Origin of the sequence: Vibrio owensii, from assembly GCF_002021755.1 — a bacterium.
Classification (GTDB): Bacteria; Pseudomonadota; Gammaproteobacteria; order Enterobacterales; family Vibrionaceae; genus Vibrio; species Vibrio owensii.
Window position 1 is genome coordinate 2,798,192 of record NZ_CP019959.1, and the last position, 24,833, is coordinate 2,823,024.

Consider the following 24,833-nt stretch of genomic DNA (forward strand, 5'->3'; position numbering starts at 1 on the left):
GTATGGAGTATCCGACCCATATCGTCCTCGACTGGATCGCAAACTACTTTTGGCCCTATACCCGTATTTCTGCCATGTTGATGGTGATGACGGTAACCGGGGCTCGCTTTGTCTCACCTCGAATTCGTCTCTACCTCGGTTTAGCCATTACCTTTGCGGTTGCTCCTGCGATTCCTGCGGTGCCTCAAGATATTGAGCTGCTCTCTTTCCGCGGTTTTATGACCATTGCCGAGCAAATCATTATTGGTGTCGCGATGGGCATGGTGACCCAGTTTATGATCCAGACCTTTGTACTTTTAGGTCAGATCCTAGGTATGCAATCGAGCTTGGGTTTCGCATCCATGGTCGACCCTGCTAACGGCCAAAACACCCCTTTGCTTGGTCAGCTGTTCATGTTTTTAGCGACCATGTTCTTCCTTGCTACCGATGGGCATTTAAAAATGCTGCAATTGGTGGTGTTCAGTTTCAAAACCTTGCCAATTGGGTCTGGTTCGCTCAATGCGGTCGATTTTCGTGAAATGGCGAGTTGGCTTGGCATCATGTTTAAGACGGCATTGAGTATGTCGTTGTCGGGCATTATTGCGCTGCTTACAATTAACTTGTCATTCGGTGTAATGACACGTGCCGCACCACAGCTGAATATCTTCTCGCTTGGTTTTGCCTTTGCCTTGATGGTGGGCTTGTTACTTTGTTGGTACATTCTGGCTGGTTTGTACAGTCATTATGAATTGTTCTGGGCAGTGGGTGAGGAACAGATTTGTAACCTCATTCGCTTGGATTGCTAGGAGGCTGGATTGGCAGAGTCAGACGGTCAGGAACGCACCGAAGAAGCCACGCCCCGACGGTTACAACAAGCCAGAGAGAAGGGGCAGGTTGCTCGGTCTAAAGAGCTCGCATCGGCATCAGTGCTGATCGTGGGCGCTATCGCCTTGATGTGGTTTGGCGAGTCTTTGGCGCGCTCGCTGTTTTCCATCATGAGTCGTTTGTTTGATCTCAAACGCGATGAAATCTTCGATACCGCTAAGTTATTCGACATTGCGTTTGGTGCGATGACGGATCTGCTGTTCCCACTGTTCTTAATCCTTATCACCTTGTTTGTTGCCGCCATGATTGGAGCAGCAGGGGTGGGGGGCATCAGCTTTTCTGCCGAAGCAGCAATGCCAAAGCCTTCCAAGATGAACCCGCTCAGTGGTCTAAAACGCATGGTGGGAATGCAGAGTTGGGTTGAGCTGATCAAATCGATTTTAAAAGTTGCGCTGGTAACAGGGATGGCAATCTACCTGATTCAAGCGTCGCAAGCGGATTTGATTCAGCTAAGCATGGATGTGTATCCGCAAAATATCTTTCACGCTTTGGATATCTTGCTCAACTTCATCCTGCTGATCAGTTGTTCTTTGCTCATTGTTGTGGCGATTGATATACCGTTCCAGATTTGGCAACACGCTGATCAGCTTAAAATGACCAAACAAGAGATCAAAGACGAATACAAAGAGACTGAAGGTAAGCCTGAAGTGAAAGGTCGTATTCGTATGTTGCAACGTGAAGCGGCTCAGCGTCGAATGATGGCCGATGTGCCGCAGGCCGACGTTATTATTACCAACCCGGAGCACTTCTCTGTCGCACTGCGCTATAAGCAGAAAACCGACCGTGCGCCAGTGGTGATCGCCAAAGGTACTGACCATATGGCAATGAAGATCCGAGAAGTAGCGCGCGAACACGATATTACCATCGTACCCGCTCCGCCATTGGCACGTGCGCTCTACCACACCACAGAGTTGGAGCAGGAAATTCCAGACGGCTTGTTTACCGCTGTAGCGCAAGTTCTGGCGTTCGTTTTCCAACTTAAGCAGTATCGTAAACGTGGCGGTCAACGACCGAAAATTCAGGACTACGACCTACCAATCCCACCTGAACATCGTCACTAATGAAAATAATTGCATGGTGTGATTAGACAAAAATTCACATTAGATCAAAGGATTGTGATTTCTTTGAGCAACTAGTCATTATTTTGGCGTTAATCATGGTACACACATTGCTTATATCGCGTTAATCAACAACAATACCTAAACTTTTAGGCGAAAGCTGTCGCGTAATACTAGTTACATGTGTGTACTTGCATGCCTCTGTTACGTGATGCTCCAGACCGATTGAGACACCTCGCAGTATGAAGTTAAGCCTGCCATTTGCAGATAAATTAACCAAAATTCCACAGCGTTCCATGCCTGCCATTGGTGCGCCTGTTATGGTATTGGCCACCCTTGCAATGGTGGTGTTACCTATACCTGCATTCCTGCTGGATTTATTCTTCACCTTTAACATCGCCTTAGCCATGGTGGTGTTGTTAGTGACCGTTTACACACGTCGTCCACTCGACTTTGCGGCGTTCCCTACGGTACTGCTTATCGCGACGTTATTACGTTTGGCGTTGAACGTTGCTTCAACCCGTGTGGTACTTCTATACGGTCACGAAGGGGGCAATGCAGCTGGTAACGTAATCGAAGCCTTCGGTAACGTTGTTATCGGTGGTAACTACGCCGTCGGTCTGGTGGTCTTCCTTATCTTGATGATCATTAACTTCATGGTTGTGACCAAAGGTGCGGGTCGTATTTCTGAGGTAAGTGCTCGCTTCACCTTGGATGCCCTACCGGGTAAACAGATGGCGATCGATGCGGACTTAAACGCCGGTTTGATTGACCAAGACCAAGCGCGTTTACGCCGTTTTGAAGTGACCAAAGAAGCCGACTTCTACGGCTCAATGGACGGTGCGTCTAAATTCGTAAAAGGTGATGCGATTGCGGGTATTTTGATCCTGTTTATCAACATCATCGGTGGTCTATCGATTGGTATGGCGCAATACGGTTTGGGCTTCTCTGAAGCAATGCAAATCTACACCTTGCTGACCATCGGTGACGGCTTGGTGGCACAGATTCCATCGCTATTATTGTCTATCGCGGCTGCGATGATGGTAACGCGTCAAAATACTGATGAAGACATGGGCGAGCAGCTGATTTTCCAGATGTTCGACAACCCGAAAGCCCTCATGATCACCGCCGCGATTCTTGGTGTTATGGGTATCGTGCCGGGTATGCCTCATTTCTCGTTCTTGTCATTAGCGGTTATTGCTGGTGGTGCCGCTTACTGGCTCGACAAGAAGCAAAAACAAAAAGCCAAAGAACCCGCCTTACCCGCCAAAGCGGAAGATGGCAGTGAGCCGATTTCTCAACGTGAGTTGTCATGGGATGACGTACAACCGGTCGACATCATCGGTCTAGAAGTAGGCTATCGCTTGATCCCGTTGGTGGATCGCGACCAAGGTGGTGAACTGCTGGAGCGCGTGAAAGGGGTGCGTAAAAAGCTATCTCAAGACTTCGGTTTCCTTATTCCTGCGGTTCATATCCGTGACAACCTAGAACTGACGCCTAACAGCTATCGCATCACCTTAATGGGCGTTGCCGTTGGTGAGGCCGAGATTCGTCCAGACCAAGAGCTGGCGATAAACCCAGGTCAGGTTTACGGCATGATTGAAGGCGAGCCAACCATGGACCCTGCATTCGGTCTAGAAGCGGTTTGGATTCGTGAAGAGCAGCGTGAACACGCCCAAGCATTAGGCTACACCGTAGTGGACTCATCCACGGTACTCGCTACCCACTTGAGCCAACTGCTGACCAACAACGCGTCACAACTGATTGGTCATGAAGAAGTACAGAACCTATTGGAAATGCTCGGTCGAAGCGCGCCTAAATTGGTGGAGAACTTTGTTCCTGATCAGTTGCAACTTGGCGTGGTGGTGAAAGTGCTGCAGAACCTGCTTAACGAAGCGATCCCAATTCGCGATATTCGAACCATCGTGCAAACCTTGGCGGAGTACTCGAGTAAGAGTCAAGAACCTGACATTTTGACTGCTGCAGTTCGTATCAGTTTGAAACGTCTAATTGTTCAGGAAATCAATGGTATAGAGCCTGAACTACCAGTGATAACACTGATTCCTGAGCTGGAACAAATCTTGCATCAAACCATGCAGGCTTCAGGCGGCGAATCCGCTGGTATTGAACCGGGATTAGCTGAGCGACTTCAGTCCTCTCTGAGCCAAGCGACACAAGAGCAAGAACTGAAAGGCGAGCCTGCGGTTCTGCTGACATCTGGCGTATTGCGTTCCACATTAGCGAAGTTCGTTAAGAACACAATACCGAACCTCCGCGTACTGTCTTACCAAGAAATACCGGACGAAAAGCAGATCAGAATTGTGCAAGCCGTGGGCAACTAAGCCTGCGCATCATTAATGGATTTATAGTTTGAAAATTAAACGATTTTTTGCCAAAGACATGCGAACAGCGCTGCTCCAAGTGAAAGAAGAGCTTGGTGCAGAAGCGGTGATCATGTCGAACAAGAAAGTGGCAGGCGGTGTAGAGATCGTAGCGGCAATCGACGGCGAGTCCAATGCAGCTCCGACTTCACAGGCGCACTCTCTTCCTAACCGTGGCGCAGCTCAACCAAATCGTTATAGCGAACAACGTCAATTGCCGTCATCTGCAGCAGAGCGTTATCAAGATCGCCGTTTGGATGAAGACAGAATTAGCCTAAACGCGAACAATGAAAAATCAGGCTCAATGACGCAACGTTTCGCGAACATGCTCAAGCAATACAGCAATGGTGCTGCTGAGTCAGATGACCATGTGGCAGAGAACGAAGATTCTTTGTCGGCATTACTGCAGCGCCAAAACAAGCATCGTGAAAGCTATAACCAAGAAAAGCCAGCACCATATCAACCCGATTCGCCACTGGCGAAGTTGATTGCACAAGACAACCGATTTGAGCGCCCAACACCTAAGTTGGACCCAACACGCTATGACCGTCGTCGTCCGTCGGATGAGCGAGAAGAATCTAGTAGTGAATTAGAGAACATGCGCGAAGAGATGACATCAATTCGTCGTTTGTTGGAGCACCAAGTTTCCGGTTTGATGTGGCAAGAGGTTGAACGCCGTGAACCATTGCGCGCGATGCTGATTAAGCGTCTAGAGCGAATGGGCGTTTCGCCGGAGTTGGCAGATCAAATGGCTTGCTACATTCCAGAAGACACTAAGCCGGCGCGAGCGTGGAAGGCACTGCTTTCTCTCGTGGCGGATCAAATCAGCATTCCAAAACAAGACATCTTGAAGCGTGGTGGTGTGGTTGCACTACTTGGTCCGACAGGTGTTGGTAAAACCACCACGGTTGCAAAGCTTGCAGCGCGTGCGGCAATGGAGTTTGGTGCCGACAATGTTGCCCTTGTGACAACAGATACATATCGCATAGGTGCACATGAGCAGCTCTCAATTTACGGAAGAATTATGGGTTGTCCTGTAAGAGTTGCTAAAGATTCTAACGAGTTAGCCGATGTTATATATCAGCTAAGAAACAGAAGACTGATTTTGGTCGATACGGCAGGGATGGGGCAGCGAGACGTAAGACTCTCTGAGCAGCTCGATACCCTGATGCAAGAGAGCGGAGAAGTGATTCACAGCTACCTTGTTTTGCCAGCTACCGCACAACGTCGTGTTCTACAAGAAACACTGGATCATTTCCGACGCATTCCGCTGTCGGGCTGTATTTTGACTAAGCTTGATGAATCATTAAGTCTTGGCGAATTCATCAGCGTGGTGATTCAGAACGCGATGCCAGTGGCTTATATTGCCAATGGTCAACGCGTACCAGAAGACATTGTGATAGCACAACCAAAATACATGATTGCGAAAGCAAATGAACTGTTAGAGAAGTCGACAGAGAACGAACCTCACTTTTGGAACAGTGACAGCGAAGGACTCTAGGGCGGCGGACTACTATGACTGAGAATATGATACACGATCAAGCAAGCGGCCTCCGTCGCTTAACACAACCATCATTGACTAAAGTAATTGCTGTTACTGGCGGTAAAGGTGGTGTGGGTAAATCAAACGTAACACTGGGTCTGGCGATCTGTATGGCGCGCCAAGGCAAAAAGGTGATGGTTCTCGACGCAGACTTAGGTCTGGCGAATGTGGACGTTATGCTCGGAATCCGTTCAAAACGTAACCTAGGGCATGTCCTTGCGGGTGAATGTGAGCTAAAAGATGCGATTGTTGAAGGCCCTTATGGTATAAAGATAGTCCCTGCAACTTCTGGCACACAAAGCATGACCGAGCTGTCTCACGCTCAACATGCTGGACTCATCCGTGCATTTGGTAGTCTTGAAGAAGAAATGGACGTACTGCTGATTGATACAGCAGCGGGCATTTCTGACATGGTAATTAGCTTTTCACGTGCAGCTCAAGATGTTGTGGTTGTGGTTTGCGATGAGCCGACTTCAATCACCGATGCCTACGCATTAATCAAGCTGTTGAGTAAAGAACATCAGGTTCAGCGCTTCAAAGTTGTTGCAAATATGGTCAGAAGCTACCGTGAAGGCAGAGAATTATTCGCAAAGTTGACTCTAGTCACAGAGCGCTTCTTGAATGTCAGCCTCGAACTCGTAGCATGTATTCCATTGGATGACAAAGTACGTCAAGCCGTGAAAAGACAGAAGATTGTTGTGGATGCATTCCCTCGTTCTCCTGCGGCTTTAGCGATCAGCTCATTAGCGAATAAAGCACTGACGTGGCCACTGCCTAAGACACCAAGTGGACACCTAGAATTTTTCGTTGAAAGGTTGCTAAATCGTACTGAATTGGCAGAGGACCCTTTTGGTGAATAAAGCGATTACCTATGACCAACATGGCAAATTTAATAGCCAGCAGGCGTTCATTGAACGTTACTCGGTGTTGGTTAAGCGTATTGCTCATCACCTGTTAGGCCGTTTACCGCCGAGTGTTCAGGTAGAAGATTTAATTCAGGCCGGCATGATCGGCCTTATCGAAGCTCAGCAGAATTATGATGGTTCTAAAGGTGCGAGCTTTGAAACTTATGCAGGTATCCGAATTCGCGGTGCAATGTTGGATGACATTCGCAAAGGCGACTGGGTACCTCGTTCTGTTCATAAGAACAACCGCGAAATTAACCAAGCGATCGCAGAGCTGGAAGGTGTACTAAATCGTGACCCATCGGACTCAGAAGTAGCAGCACATCTCGGCATGACACTAGACCAATATCATAGTGCGCTTACCGACATAAACTGTTCAAAACTGGTGGGAATTGAAGATTTAGGCGTCTCTGATGATGTGATTTCACCGGCGGATGAAACCGATGACAGCAACCCATTTAAGGGTGTTGCTGATGAATCGTTCAAAAAAGCACTGGTTGAATCAATAAAACAGCTTCCAGAGCGTGAAGCGCTAGTACTTTCGCTTTATTATGACGAAGAACTCAATTTGAAAGAGATTGGCGATGTGTTGGGCGTAAGCGAATCTCGCGTAAGTCAAATACTGAGTCAATCGATGCAACGTTTACGCACCAAGCTCAGTGCGTGGACACAAAATGACTAAACACACTGATTTTACGATTCAGTGGAGGCAATTTTGAATAAAAACATGAAGATCCTTATTGTTGATGATTTCTCAACAATGCGCCGTATTGTTAAAAACCTGCTTCGTGACTTGGGTTTCAATAACACTCAAGAAGCGGACGATGGTTTAACTGCATTACCTATGCTGAAAAAAGGTGACTTCGACTTTGTTGTAACTGACTGGAACATGCCAGGTATGCAAGGCATCGACCTGCTTAAACACATCCGTGCGGATGCTGAACTTAAGCACCTGCCTGTTCTAATGATCACAGCTGAAGCAAAGCGTGAGCAGATCATCGAAGCAGCTCAAGCAGGCGTTAACGGTTACATCGTTAAGCCGTTTACTGCTGCAACACTAAAAGAAAAATTAGATAAAATTTTCGAACGTTTATAACTCTCTCTTTCTCTTTGTTAATCGAGTCATCACTCCTAATACCTAATACTAAAGGGTGGCTCGTTTGACGCTTAAAAAGCGAAAAGAAAGAACTAAACGTAAAAAAGGGTCTATTCAGGATGATCTCACTAGAGCAGGCGAAGTCGCTCGTTCAGATGCTAGAAAACGGGGAACAGGACCAAGCTAATGCGCTTGTTGCCTCGATATATGAAAGCGATGGGAATCCGATGTTAAAAGAAATCGGAACATTAACCCGCGACCTTCATGATTCACTTAAGCACTTCAACATCGATCAACGCATGACAGAAATTGCCAGGGCGGAAATCCCTGATGCAAGAGACCGTCTGCAATATGTGATTGATAAAACTGAGTTAGCAGCAAATAAAACGATGGATGCGGTTGAGTGCTGCTTACCTATCGCCGATAACCTGCATGAGTGCCTTCAACAAGTTCGCCCTCAATGGAACGAACTCATGCACGGACGCATTGAATTAAGCGATTTCAAAGCGCTTTGCCATCGTATCGACGAGCTGTTGGTTCAAGTCGAAGGTGATAGCACTGAATTGCGCGGTCAACTGACCGAAATTCTTATGGCACAAGACTTCCAAGACTTAACGGGTCAAATCATTCGCCGCGTGATCACGCTTGTCAATGAAGTGGAAGATCGCCTGGTTGAGATCTTGACCGTCTTTTCTGGCAATAAACCAGAAGAACAGACTCAAGTTTTGCCAGAACCGTCAGATAAAAAGATTAAACAATCAAGCGAAGCAGAAGGCCCAATTCTTAACCCTGAGCAAAGGGAAGATGCGGTCTCGTCGCAGGACGAAGTCGACGACTTGTTGTCCAGTCTTGGATTTTAAAGGTAACGTATGAGCTACGATTTAGACGAAGATATTCTTCAGGACTTTCTAATTGAGGCTGGGGAAATCCTTGAGCTGCTGTCTGAGCAGTTAGTTGAACTGGAAAATAATCCAGAAGACAAAGATCTCCTAAACGCGATTTTCCGCGGTTTCCACACGGTGAAAGGTGGTGCTGGTTTCCTATCATTGGCAGAACTGGTTGATACCTGTCACGGTGCTGAGAACGTGTTCGACGTGTTGCGAAACGGTCAACGTTCAGTGACGCCAAGCCTAATGGACACCATGCTGAAAGCGCTTGATACGGTTAACCATCAATTCCAAGCGGTTCAAGATCGTGAGCCACTAGATGCGGCGGATCCTGCGCTGCTAGAAGAGCTTCACCGCCTATGCAAACCAGAGTCTGAAGACGAAGTGGTCGCTGCTGTTGAAGCGCCAGTCGTAACACCAGAACCTGTGATTCCTGAGCCAGTCATCGAACAACCTGCTGCACCAGTTGAGTCTGCTCCTGCCTCTTCAAGTGTTGGCTCTGTTGACGAAATCACTCAAGACGAATTTGAAAAGCTATTGGACGAGCTGCACGGTAAAGGTGCTGCTCCGGGCGCGTCTGCATCAGCGCCAGTAGCTCCAGCTGCGCCTGTCCAAGCAAGTGCGCCTGCGGCAGATAGCGGCGACATTACTGATGATGAATTTGAACGTCTATTGGACGAGCTACACGGTGTAGGCAAAAGCCCATCAGCTTCAGATGTTGCTCCAGTAGAACCACCAAAAGCACCAGAACCAGTTGCGCCGGCGGCATCTTCATTCTCAAACGACAGCGACTTAATGACGGATGAAGAGTTTGAGAAGTTACTTGATGAACTACACGGTGCCGGTAAAGGACCGACTCTTGAAGAGTTAGACTTTGCAACCAAACCTGCATCGGCAAACGTGGCACCAGAAGCGCCAAAAGCAGAACCTGCACCAGCGCCTCAACCAGCTCCAGTAGCGGCTGCGCCTTCTCCTGCACCAGCTCCAGCTCCTAAGCCAGAAGCAAAACCGGTTGCGGTAAAAGAAGAAGCAAAAGCGCCAGCGGTTAAGAAGCCACAAGCAGAAGCAACTGTACGTGTTGATACTTCGACACTAGACACCATCATGAACATGGTTGGTGAGCTTGTATTGGTGCGTAACCGTCTACTAAGCCTTGGTTTGAACAGCAACGACGAAGAAATGTCGAAAGCGGTAGCAAACCTAGACGTCGTGACTGCAGACCTTCAAGGTGCAGTGATGAAAACGCGTATGCAGCCAATTAAGAAAGTATTTGGCCGTTTCCCTCGCGTTGTCCGCGACTTGGCGCGTAACCTAAATAAAGACATCGTGCTTGAAATGCGCGGTGAAGAAACTGACCTAGATAAAAACCTAGTAGAGGCGCTTGCGGATCCATTGATCCACTTGGTGCGCAACTCGGTTGACCACGGTATCGAAATGCCAGACGACCGTGCGAAAGCAGGTAAATCTCGTACTGGTAAAGTGATCCTGTCTGCATCGCAAGAAGGTGATCATATCGAACTGGCTATCGTTGACGATGGCGGCGGTATGGACCCGAACAAACTTCGTGGCATCGCGGTGAAACGCGGCATGATGGACGAAGATGCAGCAGCACGCCTGTCAGATAAAGAGTGTTTCAACCTGATCTTTGCGCCAGGCTTCTCAAGTAAAGAGAAGATCTCGGATATCTCTGGTCGTGGTGTCGGTATGGACGTGGTTAAAACCGCGATCAACACCCTAAACGGCTCTATCGATATCGACTCTGAGCTAGGCAAGGGCACTAAGATCACCATTAAAGTTCCACTCACACTGGCGATCCTCCCAACACTGATGGTTGGCGTAGGCGGTCACCCATTTGCTCTGCCACTGGCGTCGGTAAACGAGATTTTCCACCTAGATCTAAGCCGTACTAACGTGGTCGATGGTCAATTGACGATTATCGTACGTGACAAGTCTATCCCACTGTTCTACCTACAAAATTGGTTGGCTTCTAAGTCTCCACGTGTACAAGAACGTACCGGCCACGGTCATGTTGTTATCGTACAGATCGGCAGCCAACGCGTTGGTTTTGTAGTGGATACATTGATCGGCCAAGAAGAAGTGGTGATCAAGCCGCTAGATAACCTATTGCAAGGCACGCCAGGTATGGCAGGTGCGACGATCACCAGTGATGGCCACATCGCATTGATTCTTGATGTGCCAGACCTACTTAAGCAATACGCTGCAGCTTCGCGCATCTAAGCGAAGCTGGAGTCGATAAAAGGAATAAAATGGCGATTAAAGTACTAGTCGTTGATGATTCGAGTTTTTTCCGTCGTCGCGTTAGCGAAATCATCAACTCAGAATCGCGCCTAGAAGTGATTGACGTTGCGGTTAATGGCAGAGAAGCGGTTGAGAAAGCCAAAACTCTCAAGCCTGACGTCATCACTATGGATATTGAAATGCCAGTCATGGACGGTATCACTGCCGTTCGTGAAATCATGGCTGCGTCTCCTACGCCAATCCTGATGTTTTCGTCCCTAACTCACGATGGGGCGAAAGCAACGCTTGACGCACTTGACGCGGGTGCGCTGGATTTCTTACCGAAAAAATTCGAAGACATTGCTCGCAACCGTGATGAAGCCGTTTCTCTGCTTCAACAGCGAGTGATTCAAATTGCGTCTAAGCGAGCGTTTATGCGTCGTCCAATTGCGCGACCAGCGACTGCTGCGACCAGTTCAACAGCGCGTCCTTTGACTTCTCGCACTGCTGCACCGACGGCGTCTGCGCCAAGCCGTCCGATGGCAGCGAAATTCCGCGCATCAGGTAAGAAGTATCAGTTAACGGCGATTGGTACGTCGACTGGCGGCCCTGTCGCGCTACAAAAAATTCTGACTCGTTTGCCAGTTAACTATCCACATCCAATCGTGCTTATCCAACACATGCCTGCGACATTCACAGCGGCGTTTGCAAGTCGTCTTAACACGCTATGTAAAATCCAAGTGAAAGAAGCGCAAGATGGTGATGTGTTGCAAGCGGGTGTGGCTTATCTTGCCCCAGGCGGCAAACAAATGATGGTTGACGGTCGTGCTGGTGCTGCTCGTCTTCGTATTATCGATGGCGGCGATCGCATGAACTACAAGCCGTGTGTCGATGTAACCTTCGGCTCTGCTGCAAAAGTCTACGGCGACAAAGTGTTGTCGATGGTACTGACAGGCATGGGCGCTGACGGTCGTGAAGGTGCACGTATGCTGAAATCAGCAGGTTCCACCATTTGGGCTCAAGACGAAGAAAGTTGCGTCGTTTATGGTATGCCACAAGCGGTTGCGAAAGCAGGTATCTCTACTGAAGATTTACCACTTGAACGCATTGCAGAGCGCATGCTGGTGGAAGTGGGCTTAGCGTAGGAAAGATCATGATCGTTTGGAGTGTAGCAAACCAAAAAGGTGGGGTAGGTAAAACCACATCAACCGTGACATTAGCTGGTCTATTGAGCCAAAAAGGTCACCGAGTGTTGATGGTGGATACCGATCCTCACGCGTCGCTGACGACTTATCTTGGTTATGATCCGGATGCCGTAACAACAAGCTTGTTCGATCTTTTTCAGCTGAAGACGTTTTCACGTGAGACGGTAAAACCGTTGATCTTAGAAACGGATCTTGAAGGTATGGACATCATTCCTGCGCATATGTCGCTTGCTACGCTAGACCGTGTAATGGGCAACCGAAGCGGAATGGGTTTGATCTTGAAACGTGCCTTACAAGCGGTTGCGCAAGACTACGATTATGTGTTGATTGACTGTCCGCCGATTCTCGGTGTGATGATGGTTAACGCATTAGCAGCCAGTGACCGCATCTTGATTCCGGTTCAAACTGAGTTCCTTGCGATGAAAGGTTTGGAGCGAATGATTCGCACTCTGACCATTATGCAAAAGTCTCGTCCGGGTGGTTTCAAAGTGACTATCGTTCCGACTATGTACGATAAGCGCACGAAAGCGTCGTTGCAGACACTGACTCAGCTAAAGAAAGACTACCCGAATCAGGTTTGGACGTCAGCGGTGCCGATTGACACCAAGTTCCGTGATGCGAGCTTAAAGCATCTGCCAGCTTCGCATTTTGCTTCTGGTAGTCGTGGCGTGTTTGCTTACAAGCAACTGTTGATTTACTTGGAGAGGTTAGCGTTCGATGAGCAATAACGACGTACTTTCCAGTGAACAAGCACTTGATGATTACTTCAGTGCTTTGCTTGGCGAAGAGGTCGAAGTTATTGAGCAAGAAGAAGAGCTTGACTTGCTCGCTCAAGAACTATCATCTGCAGAGCCAGAGCCAGAGCCAGAGCCAGAGCCAGAGCCAGAGCCAGAGCCAGAGCCAGAGCCAGAGCCAGAGCCAGAGCCAGAGCCAGAGCCAGAGCCAGAGCCAGAGCCAGAGCCGAAATTACAGCTGCAATATGCTGAGCCTGAGTCGTATCAATACAGTGATTCGTACTCGCCAGAATTAGAAGCACCTAATCTGGAAGACGTTCAGCGATTGCTTAGCCAACTTGAGTCCACCAACGTGGTGGCAGAGTTGGATATCGATGACATTCTGGAACAAAACACCATTGATATTGCGATTGAAGTAAAAGCAATGGAGACAGAAGTTGAAATCGAAACAGCGGCGGAAACCGTTGAAGAAATTCAAGAGTGGGTGATCGACGAAGAGCCGGCACCTATTGTTGAGGTTGAACAACCTGAGCCAGTTTGGGAGCAACCAGAAATTGAAATGGTTGAACCCACAGTTGATGTTGAAGTGGAGATTGAACAGCACACTGAGACAGAAACAGAACTTGAAACCGAAGCGGGTGCAAAGTTACCCAATACTTGGGAGAGCACGCAGCGTAGCGCTGACTTTCAAGTGCTTTACTTTGATGTAAATGGTGTGACTTTTGCGGTGCCGCTTGATGAGTTAGGTGGTATTCACCGCATCACAGAGCTGAACCACTTGATTGGTCGCCCTGCATGGTACTTAGGTTTGCAAACCAGTCGTGAGCAACAATTTGATGTCGTCGACACTGCAAAGTGGGTGATGGCGGATAAGCTTCGCGACGAAAACTACAAAGATAACTACCAATACGTCGTCATGCTTGGTGAAAGTATGTGGGGGTTGGCCAGTAACCAATTGATGGGGACTGAAACGCTCAATATCGACAAAGTCCGTTGGCGTGAACAAGCGGGTAAACGCCCTTGGCTAGCGGGCATGGTGAAAGAAAAAATGTGTGCTTTAATTCATGTCCAAGCGCTCATAGACATGCTAAACGCGGGTTTAGATGTAAAATCACTGAATTAGATTTTTGGTCGGGAACGACATTAACGAGGATTAACTATGTCTCAAGCTTTTGAAGTAGAAGTGAAGAAAGATACATCGAACGACGAAGTTCTTCAGTGGGTGACGTTCCAACTAGAAGAAGAAACGTACGGCATTAACGTAATGCAAGTTCGTGAAGTTCTTCGCTACACAGAAATCGCTCCAGTTCCAGGTGCGCCAGATTACGTGCTAGGTATTATTAACCTACGTGGCAACGTTGTAACGGTTATCGATACACGTTCACGTTTTGGCCTAATGGAAGGTGAAGTAACAGACAACACGCGTATCATCGTGATTGAGTCTGAGCGTCAAGTTATCGGTATCCTAGTAGACAGCGTTGCTGAAGTGGTTTACCTACGTTCTTCTGAGATCGATACAACACCTTCTGTAGGTACTGACGAAAGCGCGAAGTTCATCCAAGGCGTAAGCAACCGTGATGGTAAACTGCTTATCCTTGTTGATTTGAACAAGCTGCTAACTGATGACGAATGGGATGAGATGGCTCACCTATAATTGGCTGATGAATCATGGCTGAAGAAACCTTGCTATCTTTGCCGCTCATATTGGGTGGCCTAGCGTTTGTATTCTTAGTGCTGCTTTTGCTTCAACTGCGCGTGCGTGCGGGTTTGCAAAAGCAGATGGATCAGCAACGTGCACAGTCACGCCATGCTGACAAAGAAACACAAAAACTAAACAAGCAACTGTTGGAAGTGCGTTCAGTGGTGGTCGGCCTAGGTCAAAAAGTGACTGAACAACAAGATGTGATTCAACATCTTAATGAACGCATTCGTGAACTTGAACACGCAGATACAGACGGACGTTTGTACAGCCGCGCTTCGAAAATGGTTCAACTTGGTGCCGACATCAATGAGTTGATTGAAGAGTGTGAATTGCCAAAAGCAGAAGCAGAATTGATGCTTTCGCTGCAGAAAAAACTGGCAGGGAAAGAGAAAATCCCACCGCTAAGCAGTCAACCCTCTGATGACCCGACTTATCCACCTCGTGGAAGACGTCGATAAAGATTAAAAAAGAAGCTTCGGCTTCTTTTTTTATTTTTAAAATAAAAACTTATAATCACTTATGGTTATTTTTATCAAAATGTGACTATAAGTTAACAAAAACTCACGAACTTACATACATCATCGCTTTCTTATCCTGTTTTGTCACAACTAAGCTGTGCTAATATAGCGGCTCGTTCATTTTTTAGTTGAAGCCCTATGTTAGAAGTCTCTAACCTAACTGCGATCCGTGATGACAGGGTCCTGTTTGAAAACCTGCAATTCGAAATCAAGCCTGGTGAATTGGTCCAGATTGAAGGACGCAACGGCACAGGCAAAACCACACTGCTTCGTATCGTGACAGGGTTAGGGGATAGAGAAGAAGGCACAATCAAATGGAAAGGCGAAGAGGTTGAAAAATCTCGTGACGTTTTCCATCAAGACCTTCTGTTCTTAGGGCATCAAACTGGCGTCAAACGCGAACTTACCGCGTTTGAAAACCTGCGCTTTTACCAATCTATCCATAATAATCGCTCCTCCGATGAAGAAATCTTTTCTGCTTTAGCCCAAGTAGGGCTTGCGGGTCGAGAAGATGTGCCTGTAGCACAGCTTTCTGCTGGCCAACAGCGTCGTGTGGCGTTGGCAAGGCTTTGGCTAAGCAATCAAATCCTATGGATTCTGGACGAACCTTTAACTGCAATCGACAAACAAGGCGTGAAAGTGCTAGAGGCACTGTTTGTTAGCCATGCTGACAATGGCGGCATCGTCGTGCTAACCACGCACCAAGATATGTTTGCAGACAGCCCGAAACTTAGAAAAATAAAACTGGGTGATTGATATGATTTCGGCCATGACAACCATTATTCGCCGTGAGCTTCTGATCGCATTTCGTCGTCAAGCGGACATTTTGAACCCATTGTGGTTCTTCATCATTGTGATCACACTTTTCCCTCTTAGCATCGGTCCTGAGCCTAATTTGTTAGCACGTATTGCAGCTGGCATTGTTTGGGTTGCTGCTCTGCTGTCCGCCTTATTATCATTAGAGCGTCTATTCCGTGATGATTTTCAAGACGGCGCACTAGAGCAAATGATGCTAATGCCAATTCCATTGCAACTTGTTGTGATTTCTAAGGTCATAGCTCACTGGTTGCTAACGGGATTGCCTCTGATTTTAATCAGCCCATTGTTGGCAATTCTGCTTTCTCTTGATTTCAACACTTGGCTGTCTGTCGTACTGACTTTAGTGATTGGTACGCCGACGTTGAGTTTTATCGGTGCCATTGGTGTGGCACTGACGGTTGGGTTGCAAAAAGGCGGCGTTCTTTTGAGTTTGCTCATTCTTCCGCTCTACATCCCAATTCTGATTTTCGCTACGTCCGCGATTGATGCTGCAGCACTAGGTATGGCGTATAACGGACAACTGGCGATTTTAGGCGCAATGTTGATGGGGGCTATCACCCTCACACCGTTTGCTATCAGCGCGGCACTACGAGTTAGTGTTAACTAACTCAATAAATGCGATTTAAGCGACGTTTGATCAAAGAATTATTATTAAAGCACTGCTACGGTCTCGACCCTCTGGACAGTGTCCCTGAAGTAAGAGTGAGAACTTAACATGTGGAAATGGCTACATCCTTATGCCAAGCCTGAAGCAGCTTATCACCTGAGTGGTAAGTTCCTACCTTGGTTTTCTGTATTGGCCCTCGTATGCCTAACAGTTGGTACTGTCTGGGGCCTTGCATTTGCGCCTTCTGATTACCAACAAGGTGACAGTTTCCGAATTATCTACATCCATGTACCTTCGGCTATTTGGTCAATGGGTGTTTACATGTCGATGGCCATTGCCGCGTTTATCGGCTTGGTTTGGCAAGTACGCCTGTCTGACATGGCAGCATTGGCTATGGCGCCGATCGGTGCAGTATTCACCTTTATTGCTCTACTAACGGGTGCCGTTTGGGGCAAACCTATGTGGGGTACTTGGTGGGTATGGGATGCACGCCTTACTTCCGAATTAATTCTTCTATTCTTGTACCTTGGTGTTATTGCACTTTACCACGCATTTGATGACCAAAAGACCGCCGCAAAAGCAGCAGGTATTTTGGCTATCGTTGGTGTGGTGAATCTACCAATTATCCACTTCTCAGTTGAGTGGTGGAACACGCTTCATCAAGGTGCGACTATCACCAAATTTGAAAAACCATCGATCTCATCCAACATGCTTTGGCCTTTGTTGCTGAACATTTTTGGTTTTGCGTTCTTCTTTGGCGCGGTAACGATGGTGCGCTTCCGTAACGAAATTATCAGCAAAGAGAGTCATCGCCCTTGGGTGCAAAAACTCGCAGCTGAAAAAACTCAGTGAGGTAATTGATTATGCATTTTGATTCTCTGAGCGAACTATTTGCCATGGGTGGCTACGCAGGTTACGTATGGAGCGCGTTTGGTATTACTTTCTTATCTATGCTCATTCTTTTGATTTCGAGTATCCGCCGTGGGGATGCGTTGTTAAAAGAAGTGAAAGCGAAAATTGATCGTCAAGCGCGTATCGACGCGGCGAAGAATATGGAGAACACGTTATGAACCCGAGACGTAAAAAGAGGCTAGGCATTGTTTTAGCGATCTTTATCGGTATTAGTGCAACCATCGGTTTGATGCTTTACGCACTGAACCAAAACATGGATCTATTCTACACGCCGACGGAATTAGTAAACGGTAAGCCAGACGGCACAAAGCCTGAGGTAGGCCAGCGTCTACGTATCGGTGGTATGGTTGTTGAAGGTTCAGTTCGCCGTGACCCAGAGTCATTAAAAGTGAGCTTTGATCTGCACGACGTGGGTCCTAAAGTGACCATCGTTTATGAAGGCATCCTTCCTGACTTATTCCGTGAAGGTCAAGGTATCGTTGCTCAAGGTGTTCTTGAAGACGCAACAACCGTAAAAGCTTTTGAAGTGTTGGCAAAACACGATGAAGAATACATGCCACCTGAGATTGCAGAAGCAATGAAGAAGACTCATGAGCCTTTGCAGTACACAACTGAACAAAAACAAGGAAGCGGCCAATGATTGCTGAAATCGGTCACTTTGCCCTCATACTCTCGCTAGCAATGGCATTGTTGCTCAGCGTATTGCCGCTATGGGGTGCATCAAACAACAACACGATGCTGATGAACACAGCACGACCGCTTTCGTGGTCGATGTTCATCATGCTATTTTTCTCTTTCGTTATTCTGTGTTGGGGTTTCTACACCAACGACTTTACGTTGCAATACGTAGCAAGTAACTCAAACAGTCAATTACCTTGGTACTACCGTCTAACTGCGGTTTGGGGTGCGCACGAAGGTTCATTATTGCTTTGGGTACTTATCCAAGCAGCATGGACAGTAGCGGTTGCTACTTTCAGTCGTGGCATGCCACAAGAATCGGTTGCACGTGTACTTGCGGTAATGGGCATGATCTCAGTGGGCTTCCTACTGTTTATCATCCTGACTTCAAACCCATTCTTACGCACGTTGCCGTTCTTCCCGGTAGATGGACGTGACTTGAACCCTCTTCTTCAAGACCCAGGTTTGATCGTTCACCCACCTATGCTTTACATGGGTTACGTAGGCTTCTCGGTTGCGTTCTCGTTTGCAATTGCGTCTTTGATGACTGGTCGTCTTGATACTGCTTGGGCTCGTTGGTCTCGCCCTTGGACAACAGCAGCTTGGGTATTCCTAACACTAGGTATCGCGCTAGGCTCTTGGTGGGCTTACTACGAACTTGGCTGGGGTGGCTGGTGGTTCTGGGATCCAGTAGAAAACGCATCATTCATGCCTTGGCTAGCGGGTACAGCGCTGATGCACTCTCTAGCGGTAACCGAAAAACGCGGTACATTTAAAGCTTGGACAGTACTACTGGCGATCTCTGCATTCTCACTAAGTTTGTTGGGTACCTTCTTGGTTCGTTCCGGTATCTTGGTATCGGTGCACGCGTTCGCGTCTGATCCATCACGCGGTATGTTTATTCTAGGTTTCCTAGTCTTCGTAATCGGTGGCTCACTCCTGCTATTCGCAGTGAAAGGGGCAGCGGTTCGCGTACGTGGTAATTTCGATTTGGTGTCGCGTGAGAACGCGCTGCTTGCTAACAACGTGCTTCTGATTGCTGCGCTAGTCGTCGTATTGGTTGGTACCTTGTTGCCATTGGTTCACAAACAAATTGGTCTTGGTTCAGTATCTATCGGTGCACCATTCTTCGACATGCTGTTCGCATGGCTGATGATGCCGTTCGCCTTCCTACTGGGTATTGGTCCTATGATTCGTTGGAAGCGCGACAACCTATCTAAGCTTATTAAGCCAATGATTGTTTCTGGTGTGCTTGCTTTCACACTAGGTGCAGTGTGCGTATTCCTATTCGCAGACTTCTTCTCAGCGATGGCTTATATCGGTTGGGTAATGGCAATCTGGATCATCGCAATGCATGGCTTTGAGTTGTACGAGCGTGCTACTCACCGTCATAGCTTCGGTGAAGGTGTTCGTAAACTTCAACGTAGCCACTGGGCGATGATGCTTGGCCACATAGGTCTAGCTGTTACTGTGATTGGTATTGCGATGGTGCAAAACTACAGCATCGAACGTGACGTGCGTTTGGCGCCAGGTGAGCACTTCAAGATTTACGGTTACGATTTCTACTTCTCAGGTCTACGTGACAAAGACGGTCCAAACTACGATGGTTACATCGCGGACTTTGAAATCACCAATGACGGTAAGTACGTGAACACGCTACACGCTGAAAAACGTTTCTACCGTACGGCGAAGTCAATGATGACAGAAGCAGCTATCGACCGTGGCATCACTCGCGACCTATACATCGCAATGGGTGAGCGCCTAGACGATAATCGTTCTTGGGCAGTACGTATTTACTACAAACCATTCGTTCGTTGGATCTGGGCTGGTTCATTGATCATGTCTTTAGGTGGTGCGCTTGCTATTTCTGATAGACGTTACCGCTTCCGCAAAACGGCTAAGAAAGACGAAAAGTCAAAGCTAGCGGAGAAGGAGGCATAAGAAATGAATAAGAAAGTCCTATTTATCCCGTTAGTGGCGTTCATGGTACTGGCGGGTATCTTCGCAACTCAGTTGGTTCGTAACCAAGAGGGTGACGATCCAACAAAATTGGAATCAGTACTGGTTGGTAAAGCTGTACCTGAGTTCCATCTGGAAGATTTGGCTGAGCCGGGCAAGCAATACGATCAATCGATCTTCAAAGGTGAGCCTTTGCTACTCAACGTTTGGGCGACTTGGTGTCCAACGTGTTATGCAGAGCATAAATACCTAAACGAGCTTGCTGGTAAAGGTGTGAAGATCATCGGTATGAACTACAAAGATGATCGCAACAAAGCAGTGGGTTGGCTAAACGACCTAGGCAACCCATACCTAATCAGCTTGTTTGATGGCAGCGGCATGCTAGGTCTAGACCTTGGCGTATACGGCGCTCCTGAAACATTTATCATCGATGCAAATGGCGTGATTCGTTACCGCCATGTAGGTGACGTAAACCCTCGCAACTGGGCGGAAAAACTAGAGCCGCTTTACACCAAGTTGGTTGAGGAGGCGAAGCAATGAGAAAGTTTATCTTAGCGGCATTGGCTGCAATGACATTCTCTCTTGCTGCCCACGCAGCGATTGAAGTTTATGAGTTTGATAACCTAGAGCAAGAGCAGCAGTTCAAAGAGCTAGGCCATACTCTGCGTTGTCCAAAATGTCAGAACAACACTATCTCAGATTCGAATGCGGAATTGGCTCAAGACCTACGCCACAAGGTGTACGAAATGACCAAAGAAGGTAAGTCGAAGGATGAGATCGTAGACTACATGATTGCTCGTTACGGTAACTTCGTAACTTACAATCCTCCGTTTACCTTTGCGACTGCAATTTTGTGGCTAGGCCCACTAGCAGTGGTATTAGGCGGTTTTGGTTTGATTGTGCTACGTAGCCGTAAATCCAAAGCAAAAGCAGTTCAAGCAAGCAATGAGCAATGGGACGAAGAGAAAGAAGCGCGCCTCAAATCATTACTTGATGAAGAGAACAACGGAGATAAGAAATAATGACACTATTTTGGGTTTCAACCGTTGTTCTTACGCTTGTGGCATGTGCATTGGTTGCATTGCCACTGCTAAAGCAAAAAGCCAACAACGATGAAGTGTTACGTGATGAGCTCAACAAGGCGTTCTATAAAGACCGTCTATCTGAGCTTGCTGAAGAAACGGACGAAGGTCTGGTGGAAAGCGAAGACGATCTGATTTCGGATCTAAAGCAGTCGCTACTTGACGATATTCCGGGTGATAAAGCGCAAAAAGAAACCAAAGTTTCTCCTATTGCAGTCTTAATCCCGTCAGTCATCCTGACAGTAGTTTTAAGCTACGGTTTGTACTACAAATTTGGTGCATCTCAAGATGTGATCAAGTGGCAAGAAGTTAACGATAACCTGCCAGAGCTTTCTAAAAAGCTAATGTCTGCGTCATCTGAACCTTTGAGTGAAGATGAAATGGCTGACCTATCTTTAGCACTGCGTACTCGTCTGCATTACCAGCCTGAAGATTCAACGGGGTGGTTGCTACTAGGTCGTATCGCTTTAGCTAACCGTGACGTGACGACTTCTATTGATGCAATGGAGAAAGCGTACAAGCTAGAGCCAAAAGACCCAGATGTTCAACTTGGTTATGCACAGGCACTGATGCTTTCTCAAGACGAGATGGATCAAGCAACGGCTCGTTCTCTGCTTGGTAAACTGATGCAGCAGGATTACGTTGATCTACGTGTATTCTCGCTACTAGCGTTTGATGCATTTGAGCGTCAAGACTTCCCGGCGGCAATCAAATACTGGGGTATCATGCAGCAAATGATTGGTCCAGAAGACAGCCGCTACGAAATGCTAGGCCGCAGTATCGAAAGCGCGCGCAAGCAAATGGGCGAAGCGGTTTCTCCAGACAAGAGTGTGGCGGTGACAATTAACGTTGCGCCAGAAGCTCAGTTGGATCCAAACGCGGTATTGATCGTTTCAATCCACCGTGCAGACGGTTCTCCGATGCCAGTTGCAGCAGCTCGCTACCCATTAGGTACATTCCCTCGTACAGTGGTACTGGATGACGGTAATGCGATGATGGACGGACAGAAGCTTTCTTCTCTAGAGAAGCTGATGGTTCGCGTTCGTGTCGACTCTGATGGCAACGTGGCGACTCGCGACCAAGATTGGCACGGTGAGAGCACCGTGGTTGATTTCGGTCAGCCAGTTGAAGTGATGATCGATAAGCAGTATCAATAAGCATAATCGTCTCTGATATTTGACACTTAGTGATTGCCATCTCTGTTTTGTGGTATGACTAGCAACTATCGAGTAGAATGAAAAAGGCCAGCGATTGCTGGCCTTTATTTATATACCCAAGTGACTTTTCTTTCGGTGCTTTCCGTACTTATATCAAAAGGTTGCTTAGGTATATTAATAGTCGTTATGGAACGAAGAATGTATAACAAGGGTAAATCCATCTTCTTGTTACTGTTCGCAGTTGGACTGGTTGGCTGTTCAAGTGCGCCCGAGGAGGCAGTAACTGAAGAAAACGAAACTAATCAAACGACTTCTGATGCTTATGATCCATTAGAAGGCTTCAACCGCGCAATGTGGGACATCAACTACGATTACTTAGACCCGTATTTGGTTCGTCCGATCTCTCTTGCGTACGTTGATTACACACCAGTGCCGGTTCGTTCTGGTATTGCTAATTTCTTAGCAAACTTAGATGAGCCAGCAAGTGTGGTAAACAACCTTGTTATGGGTAATGGCACTAAAGCCGTTGATCACTTTAACCGTTTTTGGATTAACTCCACGTTCGGTATTTTCGGTTTGTTCGATATTGCAACGGCCGCTGGTATTACTAAGTACGACAACAAAGAATTCAGCAGCGTAGTCGGACACTATGGCGTTGGTAACGGTCCATACTTTATGATTCCTGGTTATGGTCCATATACGCTACGTGAAGTGACAGATACAGTAGATGGTATGTATGTACCCTTGTCTTACCTTAACTTCTGGGCTGGTCTTGGTAAGTGGGCACTAGAGGGCATGGAGAAACGTGCGCTATTGGTTCCACAAGAAGCACAGCTTGAAGCATCTCCAGATCCATATGTGCTAACGCGTGATGTTTACTTACAGCGTCAAGATTTCAAAGCGGAAATCAACAATGTTGATGAAGTGGATGAAGACGAAGAAGCATACTTGGACGAGTACTTAGAAGAAGACTTCTAATCGCTTCAGCAAATAGCAAAATAAAAAGGCTTGGTATTCACCAAGCCTTTCTTTTTATCGGTCACTTTCTTTTATCGAGAAATCGCGTTCAGATTAGAACGTGTAGTTCGCTTGAACACCGATTAGCCATACGTTACCAGTCACTTCACCTTCAAAGGTTCCGCCGAAAGCTGCTGCCGCATTATCAGAAGCATCACGAGGTTCGCTGATAGGTGCATCTTTTGCAAAAATGTATGTGAAGCCAGCATCTAGCGTTAGGTTTTTAGACCATTCGTAACCAGCACCAACACTTAGCCATAGACGATCAGTTTCTGGAATTGTCGTCGTACGGTATTTGTCATCAACTGCTGACATGTCGTACGCAACGCCTGAGCGAAGTGTCCACTTTTGGTCAAGTTTGTAAGTTGTACCAACAGCAAAGCGGTAGTTATCTTCCCAGTTTTCAGTTTTTACGAGTTGATCAGCATTACCGCCAAACTCAGGGATATTTGCAACTAGTTCTTTAAAGCTGCTCCAATCTGTCCAGTTAATACTTGCATGTACTGCTAGTTGGTCACTTAATTGGTGGAAACTCGCTAGTTCTGCAGTTGCAGGAAGCGCTAACTCCATAGAACCGTTGTAACGCGGCTTAGCGACAGGAGCAACAAGGTCGAACCCTAAACCTTCCGCATGCCCTTCAAGGTTCAATTCAACCTCAGATTTGTAAGCAAAGCCAATGCGGTTATCTTCGTTGATTTGCCATGCAGCACCAACTTGCCATCCCCAAGCTTTGTCATCACCTTCCATGTATTTAAGTGTTTTGCCTGCATATGACCCCATGTGAGGAGGCATAACCGCGCCAATGCTGCCGTCTGCGATGATGTAACGAATACCACCACCAATGCTTAGTGCTTCATTCAGTTTGTAAGCCGCGTTTAGGTTTGCTTCCATTGACGTTACGCTTGCTTCGTTACCAAAGTTAGCCGCCGCGAAATCTTTACCTAGATCCGTTTCCATACCGTAGTTAGTACCAAACGCTAGGCCAATAGCAAACTTGTCGTTGTATTGATGAGATAGGTAGAAGTTAGGGATAACAGCATCATGAGCGAAGTCTTTTGAAGATGCTGAGTGATAGATTGGCTTACCAGTCATAGGGTTCTTAGCAGTTGTAGTGCCATCAACATCAATGTTTGGGTTTACATAGATAGCGCCAACAGACACTTGTGTGCCTTCTAGGTAAGTTAGCATTGCTGGGTTACGCCATTGTGCACTTGCGTTATCAGCCATTGCTGCTTCACCAGCGTATGCACGACCTAGACCTGTCGCAGAGTATTCTGCAAGTTGGAAACCTGCTGCGCTTGCAACGCCTGAAGTACTAAGTAGGCCGAATGCCACTGCTGTTGATAGGAGAGTCTTGTTGGTTTTCATTGTAATGTTCGCTGAGTTATTTATAACGTGGAGCGAAAGTTTACGACTAGAGTTATTACTTTAAAAATGAAAAGCCAATAAAACAGTGTTTTCAGTCCTATAA

Annotated in this window: 25 protein-coding genes; 24 read left to right on the forward strand and 1 reads right to left on the reverse strand. The window is 47.2% G+C overall.

What is annotated here, in order from left to right:
* The first annotated feature begins 2 nt into the window (after window positions 1–2).
* The 24 genes from fliR to A9237_RS13010 all read left to right on the forward strand — a co-directional run bounded on the left by fliR (window position 3) and on the right by A9237_RS13010 (window position 23,323).
* The gene (fliR, locus tag A9237_RS12895) at window positions 3–785 is read left to right on the forward strand and encodes a flagellar biosynthetic protein FliR (protein WP_005438703.1); all 783 of its coding nucleotides are present in this window, start codon (window positions 3–5) and stop codon (window positions 783–785) included.
* A gap of 9 nt (window positions 786–794) precedes the next feature.
* Complete coding sequence (gene flhB / locus A9237_RS12900) at window positions 795–1,925, forward strand: flagellar biosynthesis protein FlhB (protein ID WP_078608320.1); 1,131 nt, start codon at window positions 795–797, stop codon at window positions 1,923–1,925.
* Between the two features lie 239 nt (window positions 1,926–2,164).
* A complete protein-coding gene (flhA, locus tag A9237_RS12905; RefSeq protein WP_078608321.1) occupies window positions 2,165–4,264 on the forward strand; it encodes a flagellar biosynthesis protein FlhA in 2,100 nt (699 codons plus the stop codon).
* 28 nt (window positions 4,265–4,292) lie between these two features.
* Window positions 4,293–5,804: a flagellar biosynthesis protein FlhF gene (gene flhF / locus A9237_RS12910; RefSeq protein WP_009707369.1), complete on the forward strand. Its 1,512-nt coding sequence runs from the start codon at window positions 4,293–4,295 to the stop codon at window positions 5,802–5,804.
* A gap of 14 nt (window positions 5,805–5,818) precedes the next feature.
* Complete coding sequence (locus A9237_RS12915; protein WP_005438708.1) at window positions 5,819–6,706, forward strand: MinD/ParA family protein; 888 nt, start codon at window positions 5,819–5,821, stop codon at window positions 6,704–6,706.
* A complete protein-coding gene (locus tag A9237_RS12920) occupies window positions 6,699–7,433 on the forward strand; it encodes an RNA polymerase sigma factor FliA (protein WP_005438709.1) in 735 nt (244 codons plus the stop codon). The genes A9237_RS12915 and A9237_RS12920 overlap by 8 nt, the downstream gene beginning before the upstream one ends.
* 45 nt (window positions 7,434–7,478) lie before the next feature.
* Window positions 7,479–7,847, forward strand: a complete 369-nt coding sequence (cheY, locus tag A9237_RS12925; RefSeq protein WP_017635949.1) for a chemotaxis response regulator CheY — start codon at window positions 7,479–7,481, stop codon at window positions 7,845–7,847.
* Between the two features lie 119 nt (window positions 7,848–7,966).
* The gene (locus A9237_RS12930; RefSeq protein ID WP_005438710.1) at window positions 7,967–8,707 is read left to right on the forward strand and encodes a protein phosphatase CheZ; all 741 of its coding nucleotides are present in this window, start codon (window positions 7,967–7,969) and stop codon (window positions 8,705–8,707) included.
* A gap of 9 nt (window positions 8,708–8,716) precedes the next feature.
* A complete protein-coding gene (locus A9237_RS12935) occupies window positions 8,717–10,972 on the forward strand; it encodes a chemotaxis protein CheA (RefSeq protein ID WP_009707368.1) in 2,256 nt (751 codons plus the stop codon).
* Window positions 10,973–11,001: 29 nt separating this feature from the next.
* Window positions 11,002–12,117 (forward strand): protein-glutamate methylesterase/protein-glutamine glutaminase, encoded by a 1,116-nt coding sequence (locus tag A9237_RS12940; protein ID WP_078608322.1) that lies wholly within the window; start codon window positions 11,002–11,004, stop codon window positions 12,115–12,117.
* A gap of 8 nt (window positions 12,118–12,125) precedes the next feature.
* Window positions 12,126–12,905, forward strand: coding sequence for a ParA family protein (locus A9237_RS12945; protein ID WP_005438728.1), 780 nt, complete (start codon window positions 12,126–12,128; stop codon window positions 12,903–12,905).
* Entirely contained in the window at window positions 12,895–14,034 is a 1,140-nt protein-coding gene (locus A9237_RS12950) for a chemotaxis protein CheW (RefSeq protein ID WP_078608323.1), read from the forward strand. Before A9237_RS12945 ends, A9237_RS12950 begins: the two co-directional genes overlap by 11 nt.
* Window positions 14,035–14,070: 36 nt before the next feature.
* Complete coding sequence (locus A9237_RS12955; RefSeq protein ID WP_005438733.1) at window positions 14,071–14,565, forward strand: chemotaxis protein CheW; 495 nt, start codon at window positions 14,071–14,073, stop codon at window positions 14,563–14,565.
* 14 nt (window positions 14,566–14,579) lie between these two features.
* Window positions 14,580–15,071: a DUF2802 domain-containing protein gene (locus A9237_RS12960; protein ID WP_005438735.1), complete on the forward strand. Its 492-nt coding sequence runs from the start codon at window positions 14,580–14,582 to the stop codon at window positions 15,069–15,071.
* A gap of 198 nt (window positions 15,072–15,269) precedes the next feature.
* On the forward strand, window positions 15,270–15,887 hold the full coding sequence (ccmA, locus tag A9237_RS12965) for a cytochrome c biogenesis heme-transporting ATPase CcmA (protein ID WP_078608324.1): 618 nt from the start codon (window positions 15,270–15,272) through the stop codon (window positions 15,885–15,887).
* Window position 15,888: 1 nt separating this feature from the next.
* Window positions 15,889–16,557: a heme exporter protein CcmB gene (gene ccmB / locus A9237_RS12970; RefSeq protein ID WP_054824429.1), complete on the forward strand. Its 669-nt coding sequence runs from the start codon at window positions 15,889–15,891 to the stop codon at window positions 16,555–16,557.
* Between the two features lie 108 nt (window positions 16,558–16,665).
* Window positions 16,666–17,409: a heme ABC transporter permease gene (locus A9237_RS12975; protein ID WP_009707361.1), complete on the forward strand. Its 744-nt coding sequence runs from the start codon at window positions 16,666–16,668 to the stop codon at window positions 17,407–17,409.
* Window positions 17,410–17,420: 11 nt separating this feature from the next.
* Window positions 17,421–17,627: a heme exporter protein CcmD gene (ccmD, locus tag A9237_RS12980; protein WP_005433154.1), complete on the forward strand. Its 207-nt coding sequence runs from the start codon at window positions 17,421–17,423 to the stop codon at window positions 17,625–17,627.
* Window positions 17,624–18,109, forward strand: a complete 486-nt coding sequence (gene ccmE / locus A9237_RS12985; protein ID WP_005433109.1) for a cytochrome c maturation protein CcmE — start codon at window positions 17,624–17,626, stop codon at window positions 18,107–18,109. The genes ccmD and ccmE overlap by 4 nt, the downstream gene beginning before the upstream one ends.
* Window positions 18,106–20,088, forward strand: coding sequence for a heme lyase CcmF/NrfE family subunit (locus A9237_RS12990; RefSeq protein ID WP_039842472.1), 1,983 nt, complete (start codon window positions 18,106–18,108; stop codon window positions 20,086–20,088). Before ccmE ends, A9237_RS12990 begins: the two co-directional genes overlap by 4 nt.
* 3 nt (window positions 20,089–20,091) lie before the next feature.
* Window positions 20,092–20,646: a DsbE family thiol:disulfide interchange protein gene (locus A9237_RS12995; protein WP_005438756.1), complete on the forward strand. Its 555-nt coding sequence runs from the start codon at window positions 20,092–20,094 to the stop codon at window positions 20,644–20,646.
* On the forward strand, window positions 20,643–21,128 hold the full coding sequence (locus A9237_RS13000; RefSeq protein ID WP_005433110.1) for a cytochrome c-type biogenesis protein: 486 nt from the start codon (window positions 20,643–20,645) through the stop codon (window positions 21,126–21,128). Before A9237_RS12995 ends, A9237_RS13000 begins: the two co-directional genes overlap by 4 nt.
* The gene (gene ccmI, locus A9237_RS13005) at window positions 21,128–22,345 is read left to right on the forward strand and encodes a c-type cytochrome biogenesis protein CcmI (protein WP_078608325.1); all 1,218 of its coding nucleotides are present in this window, start codon (window positions 21,128–21,130) and stop codon (window positions 22,343–22,345) included. Before A9237_RS13000 ends, ccmI begins: the two co-directional genes overlap by 1 nt.
* Window positions 22,346–22,543: 198 nt before the next feature.
* Window positions 22,544–23,323, forward strand: coding sequence for an MlaA family lipoprotein (locus tag A9237_RS13010; protein WP_009707358.1), 780 nt, complete (start codon window positions 22,544–22,546; stop codon window positions 23,321–23,323).
* A gap of 93 nt (window positions 23,324–23,416) precedes the next feature.
* Here the strand turns inward: A9237_RS13010 and A9237_RS13015 are convergent, their stop codons facing one another.
* On the reverse strand, window positions 23,417–24,730 hold the full coding sequence (locus A9237_RS13015; RefSeq protein WP_078608326.1) for an outer membrane protein transport protein: 1,314 nt from the start codon (window positions 24,728–24,730) through the stop codon (window positions 23,417–23,419).
* Between the last annotated feature and the right edge of the window lie 103 nt (window positions 24,731–24,833).

Coding starts and splice junctions, on each gene's coding strand:
- fliR (WP_005438703.1), top strand. CDS start 3: ATGGAGTATCCGACCCATATCGTCCTCGACTGGATCGCAAACTACTTT.
- flhA (WP_078608321.1), top strand. CDS start 2,165: ATGAAGTTAAGCCTGCCATTTGCAGATAAATTAACCAAAATTCCACAG.
- A9237_RS12915 (WP_005438708.1), top strand. CDS start 5,819: ATGACTGAGAATATGATACACGATCAAGCAAGCGGCCTCCGTCGCTTA.
- cheY (WP_017635949.1), top strand. CDS start 7,479: ATGAAGATCCTTATTGTTGATGATTTCTCAACAATGCGCCGTATTGTT.
- A9237_RS12930 (WP_005438710.1), top strand. CDS start 7,967: ATGATCTCACTAGAGCAGGCGAAGTCGCTCGTTCAGATGCTAGAAAAC.
- A9237_RS12935 (WP_009707368.1), top strand. CDS start 8,717: ATGAGCTACGATTTAGACGAAGATATTCTTCAGGACTTTCTAATTGAG.
- A9237_RS12940 (WP_078608322.1), top strand. CDS start 11,002: ATGGCGATTAAAGTACTAGTCGTTGATGATTCGAGTTTTTTCCGTCGT.
- A9237_RS12945 (WP_005438728.1), top strand. CDS start 12,126: ATGATCGTTTGGAGTGTAGCAAACCAAAAAGGTGGGGTAGGTAAAACC.
- A9237_RS12950 (WP_078608323.1), top strand. CDS start 12,895: ATGAGCAATAACGACGTACTTTCCAGTGAACAAGCACTTGATGATTAC.
- A9237_RS12955 (WP_005438733.1), top strand. CDS start 14,071: ATGTCTCAAGCTTTTGAAGTAGAAGTGAAGAAAGATACATCGAACGAC.
- A9237_RS12960 (WP_005438735.1), top strand. CDS start 14,580: ATGGCTGAAGAAACCTTGCTATCTTTGCCGCTCATATTGGGTGGCCTA.
- ccmA (WP_078608324.1), top strand. CDS start 15,270: ATGTTAGAAGTCTCTAACCTAACTGCGATCCGTGATGACAGGGTCCTG.
- ccmB (WP_054824429.1), top strand. CDS start 15,889: ATGATTTCGGCCATGACAACCATTATTCGCCGTGAGCTTCTGATCGCA.
- A9237_RS12975 (WP_009707361.1), top strand. CDS start 16,666: ATGTGGAAATGGCTACATCCTTATGCCAAGCCTGAAGCAGCTTATCAC.
- ccmD (WP_005433154.1), top strand. CDS start 17,421: ATGCATTTTGATTCTCTGAGCGAACTATTTGCCATGGGTGGCTACGCA.
- ccmE (WP_005433109.1), top strand. CDS start 17,624: ATGAACCCGAGACGTAAAAAGAGGCTAGGCATTGTTTTAGCGATCTTT.
- A9237_RS12990 (WP_039842472.1), top strand. CDS start 18,106: ATGATTGCTGAAATCGGTCACTTTGCCCTCATACTCTCGCTAGCAATG.
- A9237_RS12995 (WP_005438756.1), top strand. CDS start 20,092: ATGAATAAGAAAGTCCTATTTATCCCGTTAGTGGCGTTCATGGTACTG.
- A9237_RS13000 (WP_005433110.1), top strand. CDS start 20,643: ATGAGAAAGTTTATCTTAGCGGCATTGGCTGCAATGACATTCTCTCTT.
- ccmI (WP_078608325.1), top strand. CDS start 21,128: ATGACACTATTTTGGGTTTCAACCGTTGTTCTTACGCTTGTGGCATGT.
- A9237_RS13010 (WP_009707358.1), top strand. CDS start 22,544: ATGTATAACAAGGGTAAATCCATCTTCTTGTTACTGTTCGCAGTTGGA.
- A9237_RS13015 (WP_078608326.1), bottom strand. CDS start 24,730: ATGAAAACCAACAAGACTCTCCTATCAACAGCAGTGGCATTCGGCCTA.